Here is a 14555-nt window from a genome sequence, read left to right as displayed (position 1 = left end):
GCGCATACCACGCGGCAGGAACGGGTGTACCCGCTGCAAGGCCGGTTCAGGGCTGAATCAGCGCGACGTCAGCGCCGCATAGCTGTTCATCAGGTTGCGATAGTTGGGTATGCGCTGCGACAGCAGGCCCAGCCCTTCGATGTCGTTGCGCCAGTCGCGGTGCAGCTCACAGGCCACCGAGAACCAGTTCATCATCTGCGCGCCCGCCTGGGTCATGCGCACCCACGCTGCCTGCTGCACGGTTGGGTTGAAGGTGCCCGAGGCATCGGTGACCACGAACACCTCGAAACCTTCCGCCAGCGCCGACAGGGTCGGGAAGGCCACGCACACGTCGGTGACCACGCCGGCAATGATCAGTTGCTTGCGCCCGGTCGCCTTGATCGCCTTGACGAAATCCTCGTTGTCCCAGGCATTGATCTGGCCTGGGCGGGCAATGTAGGGCGCGTCCGGGAACATGGCCTTGAGCTCCGGCACCAGCGGGCCGTTCGGGCCTTGCTCGAAACTGGTGGTGAGGATGGTCGGCAGGCCGAAGAACTTGGCCAGGTCACCCAGGGCCAGCACGTTGTTCTTGAACTCGTTGGGGGCGAAGTCCTGCACCAGCGAGATCAGGCCGGTCTGGTGGTCCACCAGCAGTACCACGGCGTCGTCTTTGTTCAGGCGCTTGTAATCGGGTTGGCTCATGGGGGTGACTCCTCGGTTGGAAAAGCGGCGCGGTACTACCCGCAGGGGGCTATACCCGTGAATAGCTCCGGCTTAAGAATAGGCCTGGGCCTGGCGCCACGCATTCGGCGGCTGGCCGACCAGGCGGCTGAAGGCACGGGTGAAGTGGGCTTGGTCACAGAACCCGCATTCCAGGCTCACGTGGGTAATGGGCGCCTCGGTGGCAAGCAGGCGCTTGGCCTTTTCCATGCGTGCCAGCAGGCGCCAGGCCTGGGGCGAAAGCCCGGTATTGACCTTGAAAGCTCGGGAGAAATGGCTGCGTGTGAGGTTGCACAGGCCGGCGATCTCGATGATCGACAGCGAGCTGCGCAGCATCAGTTCCTTGGCCAGGCGCAACCGCGCAGGCGTCAGGGCCCCAGGGGGTTGCAGCGGCATTTGAGGCGTCCCGTCGTGCATGGCGACTCTCCTGTTCAGTAGGGAAAGTCTCACCCCCGGCACATGACAAAGTCCTGAGCCAAAGCTGAATTGTTCTTAATTGTGCGGTGCTGGCCCTGGCGGGTTTGCCGCTACCATAAGATGCGTTTCATATTCAGTTACAGGCCGTCAGCCGCACCCAGGATTCAAGGTAGAAAAGCAATGCAGGAAAAAACCGCCCACCGCACCGTAGCCATGGTGCTGTTCAACGATGTGCTGTTGCTGGACGTGACGGGGCCTATGGATGCATTCGCCATCGCCAACCGTTTCCTGCCGGCCGAGCGGCGCTACCAGTTGCTCACCCTGGCCGAGGGGCAGGCGGCGGTGCGTGGCTCGTGCGGGCTGAAGGTGGTGGCCGACCTACGCCTGGAAGACCTGCCTGCCGCCGTGGATCTGCTGCTGGTGCCCGGTGGCCCTGGCGCCTACAACATCGCGCTGCCAGTGCTCGAGCGCTGGCTACCCCAGGCCGTGCGCAGTGCCAAGCGGTTCGGGGCGATTTGTACCGGGGTATTTTTGCTGGGCCGGGCCGGGCTGCTGGACGGCTACCGTTGCACCACCCACTGGAACTACGTGGAGCGCCTGGCGCAGGCGTTTCCCGCGGCCAAGGTGGAAACCGAGCAGATCTATGTCATCGATCGCTGCCTGATCACGTCTGGCGGCATCACGGCGGGCATTGACCTGGCACTGGCAGTTATCGCCGAAGACCACGGCAAGGCACTGGCCCTGGAAGTGGCCAAGGTGCTGCTGGTGGCGCGCCACCGGCAAGGAGGGCAAACGCCGTATGGGCCGCTGCTGGCGGCAGTGCCACGCGACGACTCGCCAGTGGCGAGGGTGCAGGCATACATCGTCGATCATATCGAGCAGGCCTTCACCGTGCAGAAAATGGCCGACCTGGTGGCCATGAGCGGGCGCAACTTTGCCCGCACGTTTCAGCGCGAGGTGGGGATTACGCCACTGCAATACCTGCAGAATGCGCGCATCGACCGCGCCCGCCAGTTGCTCGAATGCGGCGACCTGCCATTGAAGGTGGTGGCGGCGCAGTGCGGGTTTGGCAGTGACCGGCACATGCGCAAGGTGTTCTGCGAACGGATTGGCATGACGCCGGCGCAGTATCGGGCACAGTTTGGTGGGGCCTGAGTCAGTGTGTTTCCTGTGCGGGCCGCTTCGCGGGGAAACCCGCGCCCACAGGGGCTGCACCGGTTGTCTCATTTTTCAGGACAATCTTTCTCCCCGATGGCAGATTGTCTAACGCCACCCCGGCCCTCAGAATTGTCCGCCAACCTGTTCGAACGCTGCCCCGGCAGCTCATGGAGTACGAGCCCATGCCACATGAAGGCAGCCTTCTACAAACCGCGGTGATCTTTCTGCTCGCTGCCGTCCTTGCCGTGCCCTTGGCCAAGCGCCTGCAACTAGGTGCCGTGCTTGGCTACCTGCTGGCCGGTGTGGTCATTGGCCCGCAGGCATTGGGTTTGATCCGCGATACCGAAAGCGTGGCGCACATTTCCGAGCTGGGCGTGGTGCTGCTGTTGTTCATCATCGGCCTGGAATTGTCACCCAAACGCCTGTGGCTGATGCGCAAGGCAGTGTTCGGCGTCGGTACCGCCCAAGTGGTGCTGACCGGCGTGCTGATCGGCGCCATTGCCCTGTTCGGTTTCGGTCAGGCGCTACCTGCTGCCATCGTGCTCGGCCTTGGCCTGGCGCTGTCATCCACCGCCCTCGGCCTGCAAAGCCTGGCCGAAAGCAAGCAACTCAATGCCCCGCACGGCCGCCTGGCCTTCGCCATCCTGCTGTTCCAGGACATCGCCGCCATACCGCTGATCGCCCTGGTGCCGCTGCTGGCCGCCAGCGGGCCGGACACCAGCCACGGCGACAGCCTGCAACACGGCTTGCAGATCTTCGCCAGCATCGCCGTGGTGATCGTCGGCGGCCGCTACCTGCTGCGCCCGGTGTTCCGCACGGTGGCCCGCACCGGCCTGCCAGAGGTGTCTACCGCCACTGCGCTGCTGGTGGTGATCGGTACCGCCTGGTTGATGGAGGAAGCCGGCATTTCCATGGCGCTGGGTGCCTTCCTCGCCGGCTTGTTGCTGGCGGACTCGGAGTACCGCCACGAGCTGGAATCTCAGATCGAGCCTTTCAAGGGCCTGCTGCTGGGTTTGTTCTTCATCAGTGTCGGCATGGGTGCCAACCTGCGGCTGCTGCTGGAAATGCCGCTGGTGGTGCTGGGCCTGACCCTGCTGCTGGTGGCTGTGAAGCTGGTGCTGCTGGTTGGCGTTGGCCGCCTGGCCGGTGGCCTGAGCGGCGCCAGCGCGCTACGCCTGGGCATGGTGCTGGCGGCCGGCGGCGAGTTCGCGTTCGTGGTGTTCAAGCTGGGCAAGGACCAGGGCCTGTTCGACACCCAGACCTACGACCTGCTGCTGATGACCATCACCCTGTCGATGGCCATTACCCCGCTGCTGATGATTGCCTGCGCCCGCGCCCTCAAGCGGCCGCAACCTGCGCGTGAAGTGCCTGAGCAATACAAGCAGATACAGGCGGATACGCCTCGGGCGGTAATCGTCGGCATGGGGCGTATGGGTCAGATCGTTGCACGCATCCTGCGCGCGCAGAAGATCCCGTTCATTGCCCTGGAAACCTCGGTCGATGCCATCGAGATGACTCGTATGTTCGAGCAGGTGCCGGTGTTCTACGGCGACCCGCTGCGCCCGGAAGTGCTGCATGCCGCCAAGGTGGGTGAAGCGGAGTACTTCATCATCACCATCGATGACCCTGAAGCTGCCATTCACACAGCTGAGCGGGTGAAGCGCCTGTACCCGCACCTGAAAGTGCTGGCCCGTGCGCGCAACCGCCAGCATGTGCACAAGTTGGCGGATGTCGGTGCCGAGCCAATCCGCGAGACGTTCTATTCCAGCCTGGAGATGACCCGCCGCGCGCTGGTGGGGCTGGGTTTGAGCGATGAGCAGGCGGCGGACCGGATTGCACGGTTCACCCAGCATGACGAAGAAGTGCTAGTGGCCCAGGGGCAAGTCCGCGATGACCGGGCCAAGGTGATGCAGACGGCCAAGGAGGCGCGGGTTGAGTTGGAGCGGTTGTTTGATTCGGATGCGGACTGAACAATCAGGCATATATCAACCGCTCTATCTTAGGGTGCTCACGGTGGGCCGCTTGCCAAAGATCGTAGGCCGCCTGTTCGGCAAGGTACTGCCGGGCAGGACCGAGGCCAGCCAATTCAAGTCGATAAGCAAGATCGGCAGATATTGCGGCACGCCCATTGAGCACCGTGGATAACTGCCCCCGTGAGTAGCCCAGGTGACGAGCTAACTCAGAGACGTTCATTCCAATTGCGGGCAACACATCCTCTCGCAATGATTCCCCGGGATGGGGAGGATCAAACATAGGCATGGCTGAGGCCTCCTTAGTGGTAATCGAGATAGTCAACAAGCTCCACATCGGTACCAATGAAGCGAAACACGAGGGGTCAGTTATCCGAAACATTCACCGCCCAAAAGCTTTCCAGCTTTCCATGCAGGGGATGAAGACGATAACCAGGGCGATTCATATCTGAAGCCGTTTTTGCTACGTCAAGGGAAGCAAGCAAACGCCGCAAGCGATTGACATGATCCGCACGCACCCCAGATGTGTCACGTTGCTGATGGAGCAGCCTCAGGCCCTTGTGCCTGAAACTTCTGATCATTGAAGGGTTAGTGTAAGGTCATGCCTTACACCTTTCAAGCTGGCAGTGGAGCGGAACATGGGGTTACGCCTGAAGGATTTCCGGGTTGCCCAGTTTGCTCTCGACGTTCCTCAATGGCGCCGTCATGCCATCCTTTTTCACTGTCAGAAATTGCCCAAAGCGGAATGGGGCACTCGCCAATCTGGGGGCTCTGAACGCCCTCATCCTGTCTCCTGACGATCACCGGGTCGCTGTCGGTTCAGCGATCGGGTATGGAAACCCGGATGTGATAAAGGGCTGCCGTAATGGCAGTTGTGCGCGTGTAGCCGTTTGGCCAACCGGCTTGCCTGCCCACCGGTTTTCCACCCCGCGTACAGCTTCCGCCTTCTGCGGGGAAATGGGTCGTTACAGTTCAGCCCGACACAGCCCAACGCGCCTTCAACCGCTGCGATGCTGGCCACCCACACTTGTTCACCGTAAACCCGGGCATCTGCGCCCATGACGCCCTGGTGCATGTCGCCTAGTACCCGCGGGGCGCTTACTGCTGTGGCTACGAAGCCTTGGAACACCTGGGCGAAACCGGCAAGAGCCTATTCTGGTGCAACCTGAATGCAGTCAGTGAATTGAGATTGCCGGTACCGGCCTCTTCGCGGGCATGCCCGCTCCCACAGGTTCTGCACTGGGTTTGAAGCTTGCGCGACACCTGTGGGAGCGGGCGAGCCCGCGAAAGGGCCGGTACCTGCGGGCGCTTACAGCTGTGGCTACAAAGCCCTGGAACACCTGGGCGAAACCGGCAACAGCCTGTTCTGGGGCAACCTGAATGCAATTGAAATGGCAGGAGGGTTGGTTGAAAGCATTGCTGGAGGGTATCGAGTCGCAGCCCGCAAGTTGAAGGGCATCACAGCCGCCATGAGCAGGCCGAGGTGCCTGGCCTGCTCAGCCTCAATATAGGAAACACCCTACACGGCGCGTCACCCCGCGTCTGATTGTTCGCCGCAACCCTTCTCTCTAGGCTCACTTCGCCGTCACCGCGTCAGCGGCACCTATCGCAGCCAGGTATCTCATTGAGCCCGAACCACCCAACCGCGAAAGTCGCCGAGAGCAAGCGCCAGAAGAATTGGGTTGACGAAAAGCTGCCCGACCTCAAAACGCTTGCGCGCGAACTACGCGCCCAGGCTATCGAATTACTAGCAGCTGCCGAGTCACATGACGCCGCAGTCGAACTTGCTGCGCAACACTTGGGCTTAGGGATAAAAGATGCCTGCCGGGTAGTCATCAGGAGCCCGATGGGTGACATCCTGATTCAGCGTAGCTGCATCCATCACATCGTCGAGAAGCGACAGGATGCCCGGGAGCGCTATGTCAAAGTCGCCCTCGATACCCTGATCGGACCATTTGAAGTGTGGCAGGTGGCATATACCAATGACACAAACAGGCTGGCCTTCATAGGCGTGTATGAAACCAAGCGGCAGATGCTGGTGGTCGTAGTCCTCAACAAAGGCAAAATGCTGTGGAATTTCAGGCAATGCGATGCGAAAGCGCTGAACAAACATCGCCACGGCAAGCTGCTGTACAAGCGGTACACATTCCTGTCAGGCAAAGAAAAGGGCCACTGTCGCCAGTGGCCCTGCAAGCGTGCTTGATATTCATATGCACACCCTCAAGCCAGGGTGTGGAGGTCTCACCCGACGCTGATGATTCAGCCATCGGCGGGGTTCCTACGCCAACTGTTGCCGCTGAATGGCAGCTGGTTTCGCGCTCAACTGAAACGCTATCAACACTCTTGTATCAAGTCAACGATCGCTCTTAGTGGAACTCAACCATCAGGTTACTTGGTGTTACTTCCCTGCAGTCAACGCGTTATAGCTGGTCATCAGGTTCCGATAATCCGGAATGTGGTTGGAGCACAGCGCCGCCAGCCCTTCCACATCATTGCGCCAGTCACGGTGCAGCTCACAGGCCACGCCAAACCAGGTCATCATCTGCGCACCGGCCTGGCTCATGCGGTCATGCGCCGCATCGCGGGTCATTTCGTTGAAGGTGCCGGAAGCATCAGTCACCACGAACACGTCAAACGCCTCTTCCAGCGCCGACAGCGCCGGGAACGCCACGCACACCTCGGTCACCACACCCGCAATGATCAGTTGCTTCTTGCCAGTCGCCTTCACCGCCTTGACGAAGTCTTCGTTGTCCCAGGCGTTGATCTGGCCGGGGCGAGCGATGTACGGCGCGTCCGGGAACAGTTCCTTCAGCTCGGGTACCAGCGGGCCGTTGGGGCCTTGTTCGAAGCTGGTGGTGAGGATGGTAGGCAGGTTGAAGAACTTGGCCAGGTCGGCCAGCGCCAGCACGTTGTTCTTGAACTTGTCCGGTTCGATGTCACGCACCAGCGACAGCAGGCCAGCCTGGTGGTCTACCAGCAGTACAGCGGCGTCGTCTTTGTTCAGGCGGTTGTAAGTGAATTTGCTCATGGTCTGTGCTCCAAAGGTTTATGAATTTTTCAGCTATTCGGGGTGTTTCGCGTTGATGGGCACAGATTAAAATCATCACCTTTGTGGCGGTAGTCAGCAGAATCTGGCTTTAGCGTTCCGTTTCGTGAACGATGGCTGTGTAGGGGCTGTGCTGGCCTTATCGCCGGCAAGCCAAACCCGGAGACCGACCATTGGAAGACCTCAACTCCCTCTACTACTTCACCCAGGTAGTCGAGCACGGTGGTTTCGCCCCGGCAGGCCGGGCGCTGGACATGCCCAAGTCGAAGCTCAGCCGGCGCATCGCCGACCTGGAGGAGCGCCTGGGCGTGCGCCTGCTGCACCGCACCAGCCGCCATTGCTCGCTCACCGAGATCGGCCAGGCCTACTACAACCGCTGCCTGGCCATGCGCGTGGAGGCCGAGGGTGCGGCGGAGATCATCGAGCGCAACCGCAGCGAACCGCGCGGGCTGGTGCGCATCAGTTGCCCGACCACCCTGCTCAACTCCTGGGTCGGGCCGATGCTGACCCGCTACATGCTCAAGTACCCGCAGGTGGAGCTGTTCATCGAAAGCACCAACCGCCGCGTCGACCTGCTGCACGAGGGCTTCGACGTCGCTTTGCGGGTGCGCTTTCCACCGTTGGAAAACACCGACATGGTGATGAAGGTGCTGAGCAACAGCACCCAGTGCCTGGTCGGCCAACCTCAATACCTGGAGCAGTTGCCCAAAGGTTTCGACCCGCAGTTGCTCAGCACGCTGCCCAGCCTGCACTGGGGCAGCGCCCAGCGCGAGTACCAGTGGGAGCTGTTTCGGGGTGAAGACAGCAGCCGCAGCATCGTCATCCCGCACAAACCACGCATGGTCACCGACGACCTGTTTGCCTTGCGCCATTTCGTGGTGGCCGGGGTCGGCATTGCGCACTTGCCAAGGGTGGCGGTGCGCGAGGACCTGGCGGCGGGGCGGCTGGTGGAGCTGATTCCGGACTGGCACCCGCGCTGTGGCATCGTGCATGCCATATTCCCGTCGCGGCGTGGGTTGCTGCCTTCGGTACGGGCGTTGATCGATCACTTGGCCGAAGAGTTTGCGGTCAGCGACATGGCTTGAGTCTTGAGCTGGCTTCTTCGCGGGCACGCCCGCTCCCACAGGGTATCGCGCATTTCTTGAGTTCAGCGCCTAACGTGTGGGAGCGGGCGTGCCCGCGAAGGGCTGCAAAGCAGCCCCAGTAACGCTTAACTGACAGGCATTACCCGCGCGGCCCCTTCTTCTCGACATCACATCAGCTTAGAAAGCAAAGCACGAACAGCCCAGCGCCCCCCAGAACCCCTGGAAGTCATTGACCGGCACACTCGATTTGCGCGCCTTGTCATGGCTGTGCGCATGCACCCCGCACGGCCCCGAACACTGGTGCACGGCTGCCGCCAGCGACGGCGTACCCACGCGCCAGTGCCCCGGCACCTTGGCTACTGGAGACCACTCTGGAAGCACTGGCACCTGCGGTGGGCCGAGGCGGTCGAATTCGCCGGCACCGTATACAACCTTGCCATCGACAATGGTCAGCACCGATTCGATGCCCTTGATCGCTTCTTCATCAACGCTGAAGAAGTCCAACGACAGTGCCGCCAGGTCGGCCAGTTGGCCTACCTTGATCTGGCCCTTCTTGCCCTGTTCGCTGGAGAACCAAGCACTGCCCTGGGTGAACAGCTGCAGCGCGGTCTCGCGGTCCAGGCCTTCCTTGTACAGCTCCATGCCGCCAACGGTCTTGCCGCTGACCAGCCAGTACAGCGAGGTCCAGGGGTTGTAGCTGGACACGCGGGTAGCGTCGGTGCCCGCGCCGACCGGCACGCCCATCTCCAGCATGCGTTTGATCGGCGGGGTCTGCTCGGCAGCCTTGGCGCCATAGCGGTCGACGAAGTACTCACCCTGGAAGGCCATGCGGTCCTGGATGGCGATGCCGCCGCCCAGCGCACGCACGCGCTCGATGTTCTGCGGGGTGATGGTTTCGGCGTGGTCGAAGAACCACGGCAGGCCATTGAACGGGATATCGCGGTTGACCTTCTCGAACACGTCGAGCATGCGCGTGATCGATTCGTTGTAGGTGGCATGCAGGCGGAACGGCCAGCGCTGCTCGACCAGGTGGCGCACCACCGGCTCCAGCTCTTCTTCCATGGTCTGCGGCAGGTCCGGGCGCGGCTCGAGGAAGTCCTCGAAGTCGGCGGCGGAGAACACCAGCATTTCGCCAGCGCCGTTGTGGCGCAGGAAGTCGGTACCGCTGTGCAGCTTGACGCTGGATGTCCACTTCCTGAAGTCGTCCAGTTCTTCCTTGGGCTTCTGGGTGAACAGGTTGTAGGCAATGCGCACTGTCAGCTGGTTGTTGTCGGCCAGCTCCTGGATCACCGAGTAGTCGTCGGGGAAGTTCTGGTAGCCGCCGCCAGCGTCGATGGCACTGGTCAGGCCCAGGCGGTTCAGCTCACGCATGAACTGGCGGGTCGAGTTGACCTGATACTCCAGCGGCAGCTTCGGCCCTTTGGCCAGGGTGGCGTAGAGGATCATCGCGTTCGGGCGGGCAATCAGCATGCCCGTCGGGTTGCCGAACTTGTCACGCTGGATTTCGCCACCCGGCGGGTTCGGGGTGCTCTTGTCGTAACCGACGGCCTTGAGTGCGGCACGGTTGAGCAATGCGCGGTCGTAGAGGTGCAACAGGAACACCGGCGTATCGGGTGCAGCCTGGTTGATTTCTTCCAGGGTCGGCATGCGTTTTTCAGCGAACTGGAACTCGTTCCAGCCACCCACCACACGCACCCACTGCGGGGTAGGCGTGCGCGCAGCCTGGTCCTTGAGCATGCGCAGGGCATCGGCCACCGACGGCACGCCTTCCCAGCGCAGCTCCAGGTTGTAGTTCAGGCCGCCGCGGATCAGGTGCAGGTGCGAGTCGTTCAGGCCGGGGATGACCGTACGCTGCTTGAGGTCGACGATTTGCGTGCTGGCGCCCTTGTGGGCCATGGCCTCGGCGTCGTTGCCCACGGCGATGAAACGGCCGTCCTTGATGGCGACGGCGGTGGCAGTGGGCTTTTCGCGGTCAACGGTGTGCAGCTTGCCGTTGAACAGAATCAGGTCGGCGGTCATGGAACCTCCTTGGGTGGATGCGTGAGCGGAACCGGCGGCGCCGGTGAAGGGCAATGCAGACCAGAGCGCGCCGGCAGCACCCAGTACGGTGCTGCTGGCGAGGAACTGGCGACGAGTCTTGTCGTGGCGGTCCTGGGGCATGGTGTTCTCCGTCTCTGGGCGCGGCGGCGGCAGGCGCGACTGCAGAGCATGCCGCCCGATACAGGGGCAAGGCTTGGATGGATGTGCGGTGGGGCTGTTGAAGGTTAGCCCTGATCAAGTTTTGTGTTGCCTGGGCTTGCCAGCGATTGGGGCCGCAGAGCGGCCCCGGCTTGTTCAGCGACTCAAGAACGCCAGCAGGTCCTCATTCAGCTGCTGCGCATGAGTCACGGCAAACCCATGCGGCGCGCCGGCGTACACCTTCAGCTCAGCCCCACGAATCTGCGCCGCCGCCTGCTTGCCGGTAGTCTCGAACGGCACGATCTGGTCGTCATCGCCATGAATCACCAACGTCGGTACATCGACCTTGGCCATGTCCGACCGGAAGTCGGTTTCGGAGAACGCCGTCACACAATCCAGGGTGGCCTTGAGCGACGCCATCAGCGCTATGTTCAAGGTCTGCGTCTGCACGCCTTGGGATACCTGCTGCCCATGGTTGATGCCATAGAACGGTGCGGCGAAGTCGGCGATGAACTGCGCCCGGTCGGCACGCAGGCCAGCCACGATACCTTCGAACACCGACAGGTCGACACCCTCGGGGTTGTCGTCACGCTTGCCGAACACCGGCGTAACGGCGCCCAGCAGCACCAGCCCGGCGACCCGCTCGGTGCCGTAGCGACCGATGTAGCGGCTTACGTCACCGCCGCCCATGGAGAAGCCCACCAGGGTCACCTCACGCAGGTCGAGGTGTTCGATCAGCTGGGCGATGTCATCAGCGAAGGTGTCGTAGTCGTAGCCGTTCCATGGCTGGCTCGAGCGCCCGAAACCGCGGCGGTCGAAGGCAATGGCGCGGTAACCGCGGCTGGCCAGGAACTCCATCTGCGTGTCCCACATGTCGGCATTCAGCGGCCAGCCGTGGCTGAACAGCACGGGCTTGCCGGTGCCCCAGTCCTTGAAGTAGATCGAAGTACCATCGCGGGTAACGAACGTGCTCATAGCGGTATCTCCTGGATTATCGAGGTCAGGGGCTGGCTCAGCCGCGCAGCCAGTTGGCGCAGCGACGGGTCACCCAAGGCATGAAGTAGAACACCATGGGCAGAATGACGAACAGGTTGACGATCAGGTTGCCGGTGATCGCGCCCCCCAGTTGCGGGAAGCGGGCAAACAGCGGCGCCAGCAGTTGCGGCACGACCATGGTCATCGGGCAGATCACCAGATAGGTTAGCAGCGCCTGCTTCCAGCGCGGCGGTTGCGCGGCCGAGGTACCCGGCGTGCTATCGAGCACCTGGTGCTGCAGGCATACGGTCACCACTTCGCGGTTGTCTTGGAGTGCGGTGTTCATCGGCGTTCCTTGGATGAGCTTGCCCACAGCCACTGTGCAACGGCCAACGGGCGCTGGATTGGATAAGTGTGCTGCCCTGCGTGGGCACCGGCTGAGGGTGCCCGCGGCTGCGGCTTACTTGTTGGCGTTGAAGGCGTTGTAGCTGGTCATGAGGTTGCGGTAGTCCGGGATATGGTTGGAGCACAGCGCGGCCAGGCCCTCAATGTCGTTGCGCCAGTCGCGGTGCAGCTCGCAGGCAACCCCGAACCAGGTCATCAACTGGGCGCCAGCGCGGCTCATGCGGTCATGCGCGGCGTCGCGGGTCATGGCGTTGAAGGTGCCGGAGGCATCGGTAACCACGAACACGTCGAACTCTTCTTCCAGGGCGGCCAGCGCCGGGAAGGCTACGCACACTTCGGTGACCACGCCGGCGATGATCAGCTGCTTCTTGCCGGTGGCCTTCACCGCCTTCACGAAGTCTTCGTTATCCCAGGCGTTGATCTGGCCTGGGCGGGCGATGTACGGCGCGTCCGGGAACAGGGCTTTCAGTTCCGGGACCAGCGGGCCGTTGGGGCCTTGTTCGAAGCTGGTGGTGAGGATGGTCGGCAGGTTGAAGAACTTGGCCAGGTCAGCCAGGGCCAGTACGTTGTTCTTGAAGGCATCCGGCTCGATGTCGCGCACCAGCGACAGCAGGCCAGCCTGGTGGTCGACCAGCAGTACGGCGGCATCGTCTTTGTTCAGGCGGTTGTATTTGAAGTTGGTCATGGTCGTTGCTCCATAGGGTTTGAAGTTCAGCAAGTTGGGTGTTTCGCGTTGATGGGAGAAGATTAAAACCGTCACCTTTGGAGCGGTAGATAGCGGTTTTTGGCTTTAGCGTTCTGTTTTGGGAACGATAGATTGGCGCTGGATTTGCTGGCCTCTTCGCGGGCTTGCCCGCTCCCACAGCGACCGCATCTCGCTCAGGGCGGGTTTACCCGCACGCAGGCGCCCATTGCCTGCCCGGCCAACCTGCTCTATTACTACCCACAGCCCTCCCCTCACTCCCGAGACCACCATGCTGGCGTTCATCCAGTCGTCCCCGTTGCTGCTCGGTACTGCCCTGATCCTGCTCGACCTCGTAATCTGGCAGTTGATCCCCCTCCAGCACCGGGCCTGGCGCATCGGTATGCGGCTGGTGCTTTTCCTGTTGTTCAGCGCGGTGCTGGTGGCCGCCGGCATGAGCCCGCTGCAGCCACCGCCCTGGCCGGACGATGTGCCGCGCAACCTGATGGCCACGGTATTGGCCATCGGCTGGTGGCTGTTTGGCGCGCGCACGGTCACCGTGGTGTTCGGCCTGTTGCTGGTAGCGCGGGGTAGCCACGGCGGGCGCTTGCTGCAGGACGTGCTGGGGGCGCTGATCTTCCTTGCCGCGGTAGTCGCGGCCGCAGGCTATGTGCTGCAGCTGCCAGTCAAGGGCCTGCTGGCCACCTCGGGCGTGATGGCCATCGTCATAGGCCTGGCGTTGCAGAGCACGCTGGCTGACGTGTTCAGCGGCATCGTGCTGAACACCACGCGGCCCTACCAGATTGGCGATTCGATCGCGATCGACGGCACCGAAGGCAAGGTGCTGGATATCGACTGGCGGGCCACGCGCCTGCTCACGGGCACAGGTAGCCTGGCAGTGATCCCCAATTCGGTGGCGGCCAAGGCGCGCCTGCTCAACCACAGCAGGCCGGCGGATGTGCATGGGGTGTCGATCAACGTGGTAGTGCCGGCCAAAGTGCGGCCCAGGCGGGTGTTCGACGCACTGGAAAAAGCCCTGCAGGGCACCAGCGCGATCCTTGCTTCACCTGCGCCCAAGGTGTCGGTCAAGGCCTCGACACTGGAGTCGGTGGAGTACGAGGCCAACGGGTTCATTGCCGACATGGGCGGCAAGACCGCGGCGCGCAACCAGTTGTTCGACCTGGCGCACCGCCACCTGGAGGCGAGCGGGGTAATGTGGAACGTCGACCTGGCCATGCCGCCACGCAGCCGCCAGCGCGAAGTGCTGGACGAGGTGCGGGTGTTCCGTTCGCTAAGCGCTGAAGAGCGTGACGCACTGAGCCAGCGCATGACGGCGGTGGAGTACCTGGCGGATCAGGTGATCCTGGAGGTAGGCGCGCATTCCGACCATTTGCTGGTGATTGGCAGCGGCGTGGTGTCGGCCTCTGTGCGCGATGGCGACAAGCTGCTGGAGGCCGGGCGCATGGGGCCGGGCGAGGTGCTGGGGGTGGAGGGGATCATCGACGAAGACGAGTCACTGGCCGAGTTCCGTACACTGACCAGCTGCGTGCTGTACCGCATCGACAAAGAGCAGGTGAAAAGTTGCCTGGCGCAACGTGGCGATGTGCAGACGGCGCTGAGCAAGTTGCAGCGGTTCCGGCGCCAGAGCCGGGAGTCGTTGTTGCTGCAGAAGCCGGCCCTGATCAAGAAGGGCGGCTTCCTCAGCTGGTTGCACAAGTAAGCCTGTACTGGCCCTATCGCCGGCAAGCCAGCTCCCACATTGACCGCACAGGCCTCAGGGCTTATGCAATCCCTGTGGGAGATTCTATGGTTCCTGGCAAGGGTAGCCGGAGCATCTTCAGCGCCTGTGAGATCGAGCGCCGACCGCGCGGCGCAATCGCGAGCTGCGCTCGCTCCTACGTTTGTTTCGGGCCAGTAACGCCTGTGACAGGCGCGCGCGG

13 protein-coding genes and 2 pseudogenes are annotated in these 14555 nt (G+C 62.4%); 6 read left to right on the top strand and 9 right to left on the bottom strand.

Annotation, left to right across the window (positions count from 1 at the left end; all coding sequences use genetic code 11):
- Window positions 1–57: 57 nt before the first annotated feature.
- Window positions 58–681 (bottom strand): isochorismate family cysteine hydrolase YcaC, encoded by a 624-nt coding sequence (gene ycaC / locus EGJ22_RS12610; RefSeq protein WP_125920277.1) that lies wholly within the window; start codon window positions 679–681, stop codon window positions 58–60.
- A 72-nt stretch (window positions 682–753) separates the two neighbouring features.
- A complete protein-coding gene (locus tag EGJ22_RS12605) occupies window positions 754–1116 on the bottom strand; it encodes an AraC family transcriptional regulator (protein WP_029887800.1) in 363 nt (120 codons plus the stop codon).
- A 180-nt stretch (window positions 1117–1296) separates the two neighbouring features.
- On the opposite strand from EGJ22_RS12605, the gene EGJ22_RS12600 reads away from it, so the two are divergent.
- Complete coding sequence (locus EGJ22_RS12600) at window positions 1297–2271, top strand: GlxA family transcriptional regulator (RefSeq protein WP_009681632.1); 975 nt, start codon at window positions 1297–1299, stop codon at window positions 2269–2271.
- A 185-nt stretch (window positions 2272–2456) separates the two neighbouring features.
- Window positions 2457–4244: a monovalent cation:proton antiporter-2 (CPA2) family protein gene (locus tag EGJ22_RS12595; RefSeq protein ID WP_029887799.1), complete on the top strand. Its 1788-nt coding sequence runs from the start codon at window positions 2457–2459 to the stop codon at window positions 4242–4244.
- Between the two features lie 4 nt (window positions 4245–4248).
- Here EGJ22_RS12595 and EGJ22_RS12590 read toward each other — a convergent pair whose 3' ends face one another.
- Together EGJ22_RS12590 and EGJ22_RS12585 are read right to left on the bottom strand one after the other, a co-directional pair.
- Window positions 4249–4533, bottom strand: a complete 285-nt coding sequence (locus tag EGJ22_RS12590; RefSeq protein WP_064314327.1) for a HigA family addiction module antitoxin — start codon at window positions 4531–4533, stop codon at window positions 4249–4251.
- 13 nt (window positions 4534–4546) lie between these two features.
- Window positions 4547–4825 (bottom strand): annotated as a pseudogene (locus EGJ22_RS12585) (type II toxin-antitoxin system RelE/ParE family toxin).
- Between the two features lie 395 nt (window positions 4826–5220).
- Here EGJ22_RS12585 and EGJ22_RS26530 point away from each other — a divergent pair.
- Together EGJ22_RS26530 and EGJ22_RS12575 are read left to right on the top strand one after the other, a co-directional pair.
- Window positions 5221–5493, top strand: a pseudogene (locus tag EGJ22_RS26530) (hypothetical protein); the annotation flags it as partial.
- A gap of 375 nt (window positions 5494–5868) precedes the next feature.
- Window positions 5869–6447: a PBECR2 nuclease fold domain-containing protein gene (locus tag EGJ22_RS12575; RefSeq protein WP_033745187.1), complete on the top strand. Its 579-nt coding sequence runs from the start codon at window positions 5869–5871 to the stop codon at window positions 6445–6447.
- A gap of 195 nt (window positions 6448–6642) precedes the next feature.
- Here the strand turns inward: EGJ22_RS12575 and ycaC (EGJ22_RS12570) are convergent, their stop codons facing one another.
- Window positions 6643–7272, bottom strand: coding sequence for an isochorismate family cysteine hydrolase YcaC (gene ycaC, locus EGJ22_RS12570; RefSeq protein WP_009681627.1), 630 nt, complete (start codon window positions 7270–7272; stop codon window positions 6643–6645).
- Between the two features lie 191 nt (window positions 7273–7463).
- Between ycaC (EGJ22_RS12570) and EGJ22_RS12565 the strand changes: the two genes are divergently transcribed.
- Window positions 7464–8375: a LysR substrate-binding domain-containing protein gene (locus EGJ22_RS12565; RefSeq protein WP_029887796.1), complete on the top strand. Its 912-nt coding sequence runs from the start codon at window positions 7464–7466 to the stop codon at window positions 8373–8375.
- A gap of 177 nt (window positions 8376–8552) precedes the next feature.
- Here EGJ22_RS12565 and EGJ22_RS12560 read toward each other — a convergent pair whose 3' ends face one another.
- From EGJ22_RS12560 to ycaC (EGJ22_RS12545), 4 genes are all read right to left on the bottom strand, one after another.
- Complete coding sequence (locus EGJ22_RS12560; protein WP_033744724.1) at window positions 8553–10394, bottom strand: amidohydrolase; 1842 nt, start codon at window positions 10392–10394, stop codon at window positions 8553–8555.
- Between the two features lie 315 nt (window positions 10395–10709).
- Window positions 10710–11528: an alpha/beta fold hydrolase gene (locus tag EGJ22_RS12555; protein WP_029886932.1), complete on the bottom strand. Its 819-nt coding sequence runs from the start codon at window positions 11526–11528 to the stop codon at window positions 10710–10712.
- 37 nt (window positions 11529–11565) lie between these two features.
- On the bottom strand, window positions 11566–11874 hold the full coding sequence (locus EGJ22_RS12550) for a hypothetical protein (RefSeq protein ID WP_029886931.1): 309 nt from the start codon (window positions 11872–11874) through the stop codon (window positions 11566–11568).
- A 114-nt stretch (window positions 11875–11988) separates the two neighbouring features.
- Complete coding sequence (ycaC, locus tag EGJ22_RS12545) at window positions 11989–12618, bottom strand: isochorismate family cysteine hydrolase YcaC (RefSeq protein WP_009681621.1); 630 nt, start codon at window positions 12616–12618, stop codon at window positions 11989–11991.
- Between the two features lie 289 nt (window positions 12619–12907).
- Between ycaC (EGJ22_RS12545) and EGJ22_RS12540 the strand changes: the two genes are divergently transcribed.
- Window positions 12908–14335: a mechanosensitive ion channel family protein gene (locus EGJ22_RS12540; RefSeq protein ID WP_029886930.1), complete on the top strand. Its 1428-nt coding sequence runs from the start codon at window positions 12908–12910 to the stop codon at window positions 14333–14335.
- Window positions 14336–14555: the final 220 nt, after the last annotated feature.

Source organism: Pseudomonas sp. p99-361 (assembly GCF_003935475.1).
GTDB classification, from domain to species: Bacteria; Pseudomonadota; Gammaproteobacteria; order Pseudomonadales; family Pseudomonadaceae; genus Aquipseudomonas; species Aquipseudomonas juntendi.
Note: the sequence above shows the minus strand (reverse complement) of the source record. Positions and strands in the feature narration are given on the sequence as shown.

Coding starts and splice junctions, on each gene's coding strand:
- ycaC (WP_009681621.1), bottom strand. CDS start 12,618: ATGACCAACTTCAAATACAACCGCCTGAACAAAGACGATGCCGCCGTA.
- EGJ22_RS12595 (WP_029887799.1), top strand. CDS start 2,457: ATGCCACATGAAGGCAGCCTTCTACAAACCGCGGTGATCTTTCTGCTC.
- EGJ22_RS12555 (WP_029886932.1), bottom strand. CDS start 11,528: ATGAGCACGTTCGTTACCCGCGATGGTACTTCGATCTACTTCAAGGAC.
- EGJ22_RS12560 (WP_033744724.1), bottom strand. CDS start 10,394: ATGACCGCCGACCTGATTCTGTTCAACGGCAAGCTGCACACCGTTGAC.
- ycaC (WP_125920277.1), bottom strand. CDS start 681: ATGAGCCAACCCGATTACAAGCGCCTGAACAAAGACGACGCCGTGGTA.
- EGJ22_RS12590 (WP_064314327.1), bottom strand. CDS start 4,533: ATGCCTATGTTTGATCCTCCCCATCCCGGGGAATCATTGCGAGAGGAT.
- ycaC (WP_009681627.1), bottom strand. CDS start 7,272: ATGAGCAAATTCACTTACAACCGCCTGAACAAAGACGACGCCGCTGTA.
- EGJ22_RS12605 (WP_029887800.1), bottom strand. CDS start 1,116: ATGCACGACGGGACGCCTCAAATGCCGCTGCAACCCCCTGGGGCCCTG.
- EGJ22_RS12550 (WP_029886931.1), bottom strand. CDS start 11,874: ATGAACACCGCACTCCAAGACAACCGCGAAGTGGTGACCGTATGCCTG.
- EGJ22_RS12540 (WP_029886930.1), top strand. CDS start 12,908: ATGCTGGCGTTCATCCAGTCGTCCCCGTTGCTGCTCGGTACTGCCCTG.
- EGJ22_RS12600 (WP_009681632.1), top strand. CDS start 1,297: ATGCAGGAAAAAACCGCCCACCGCACCGTAGCCATGGTGCTGTTCAAC.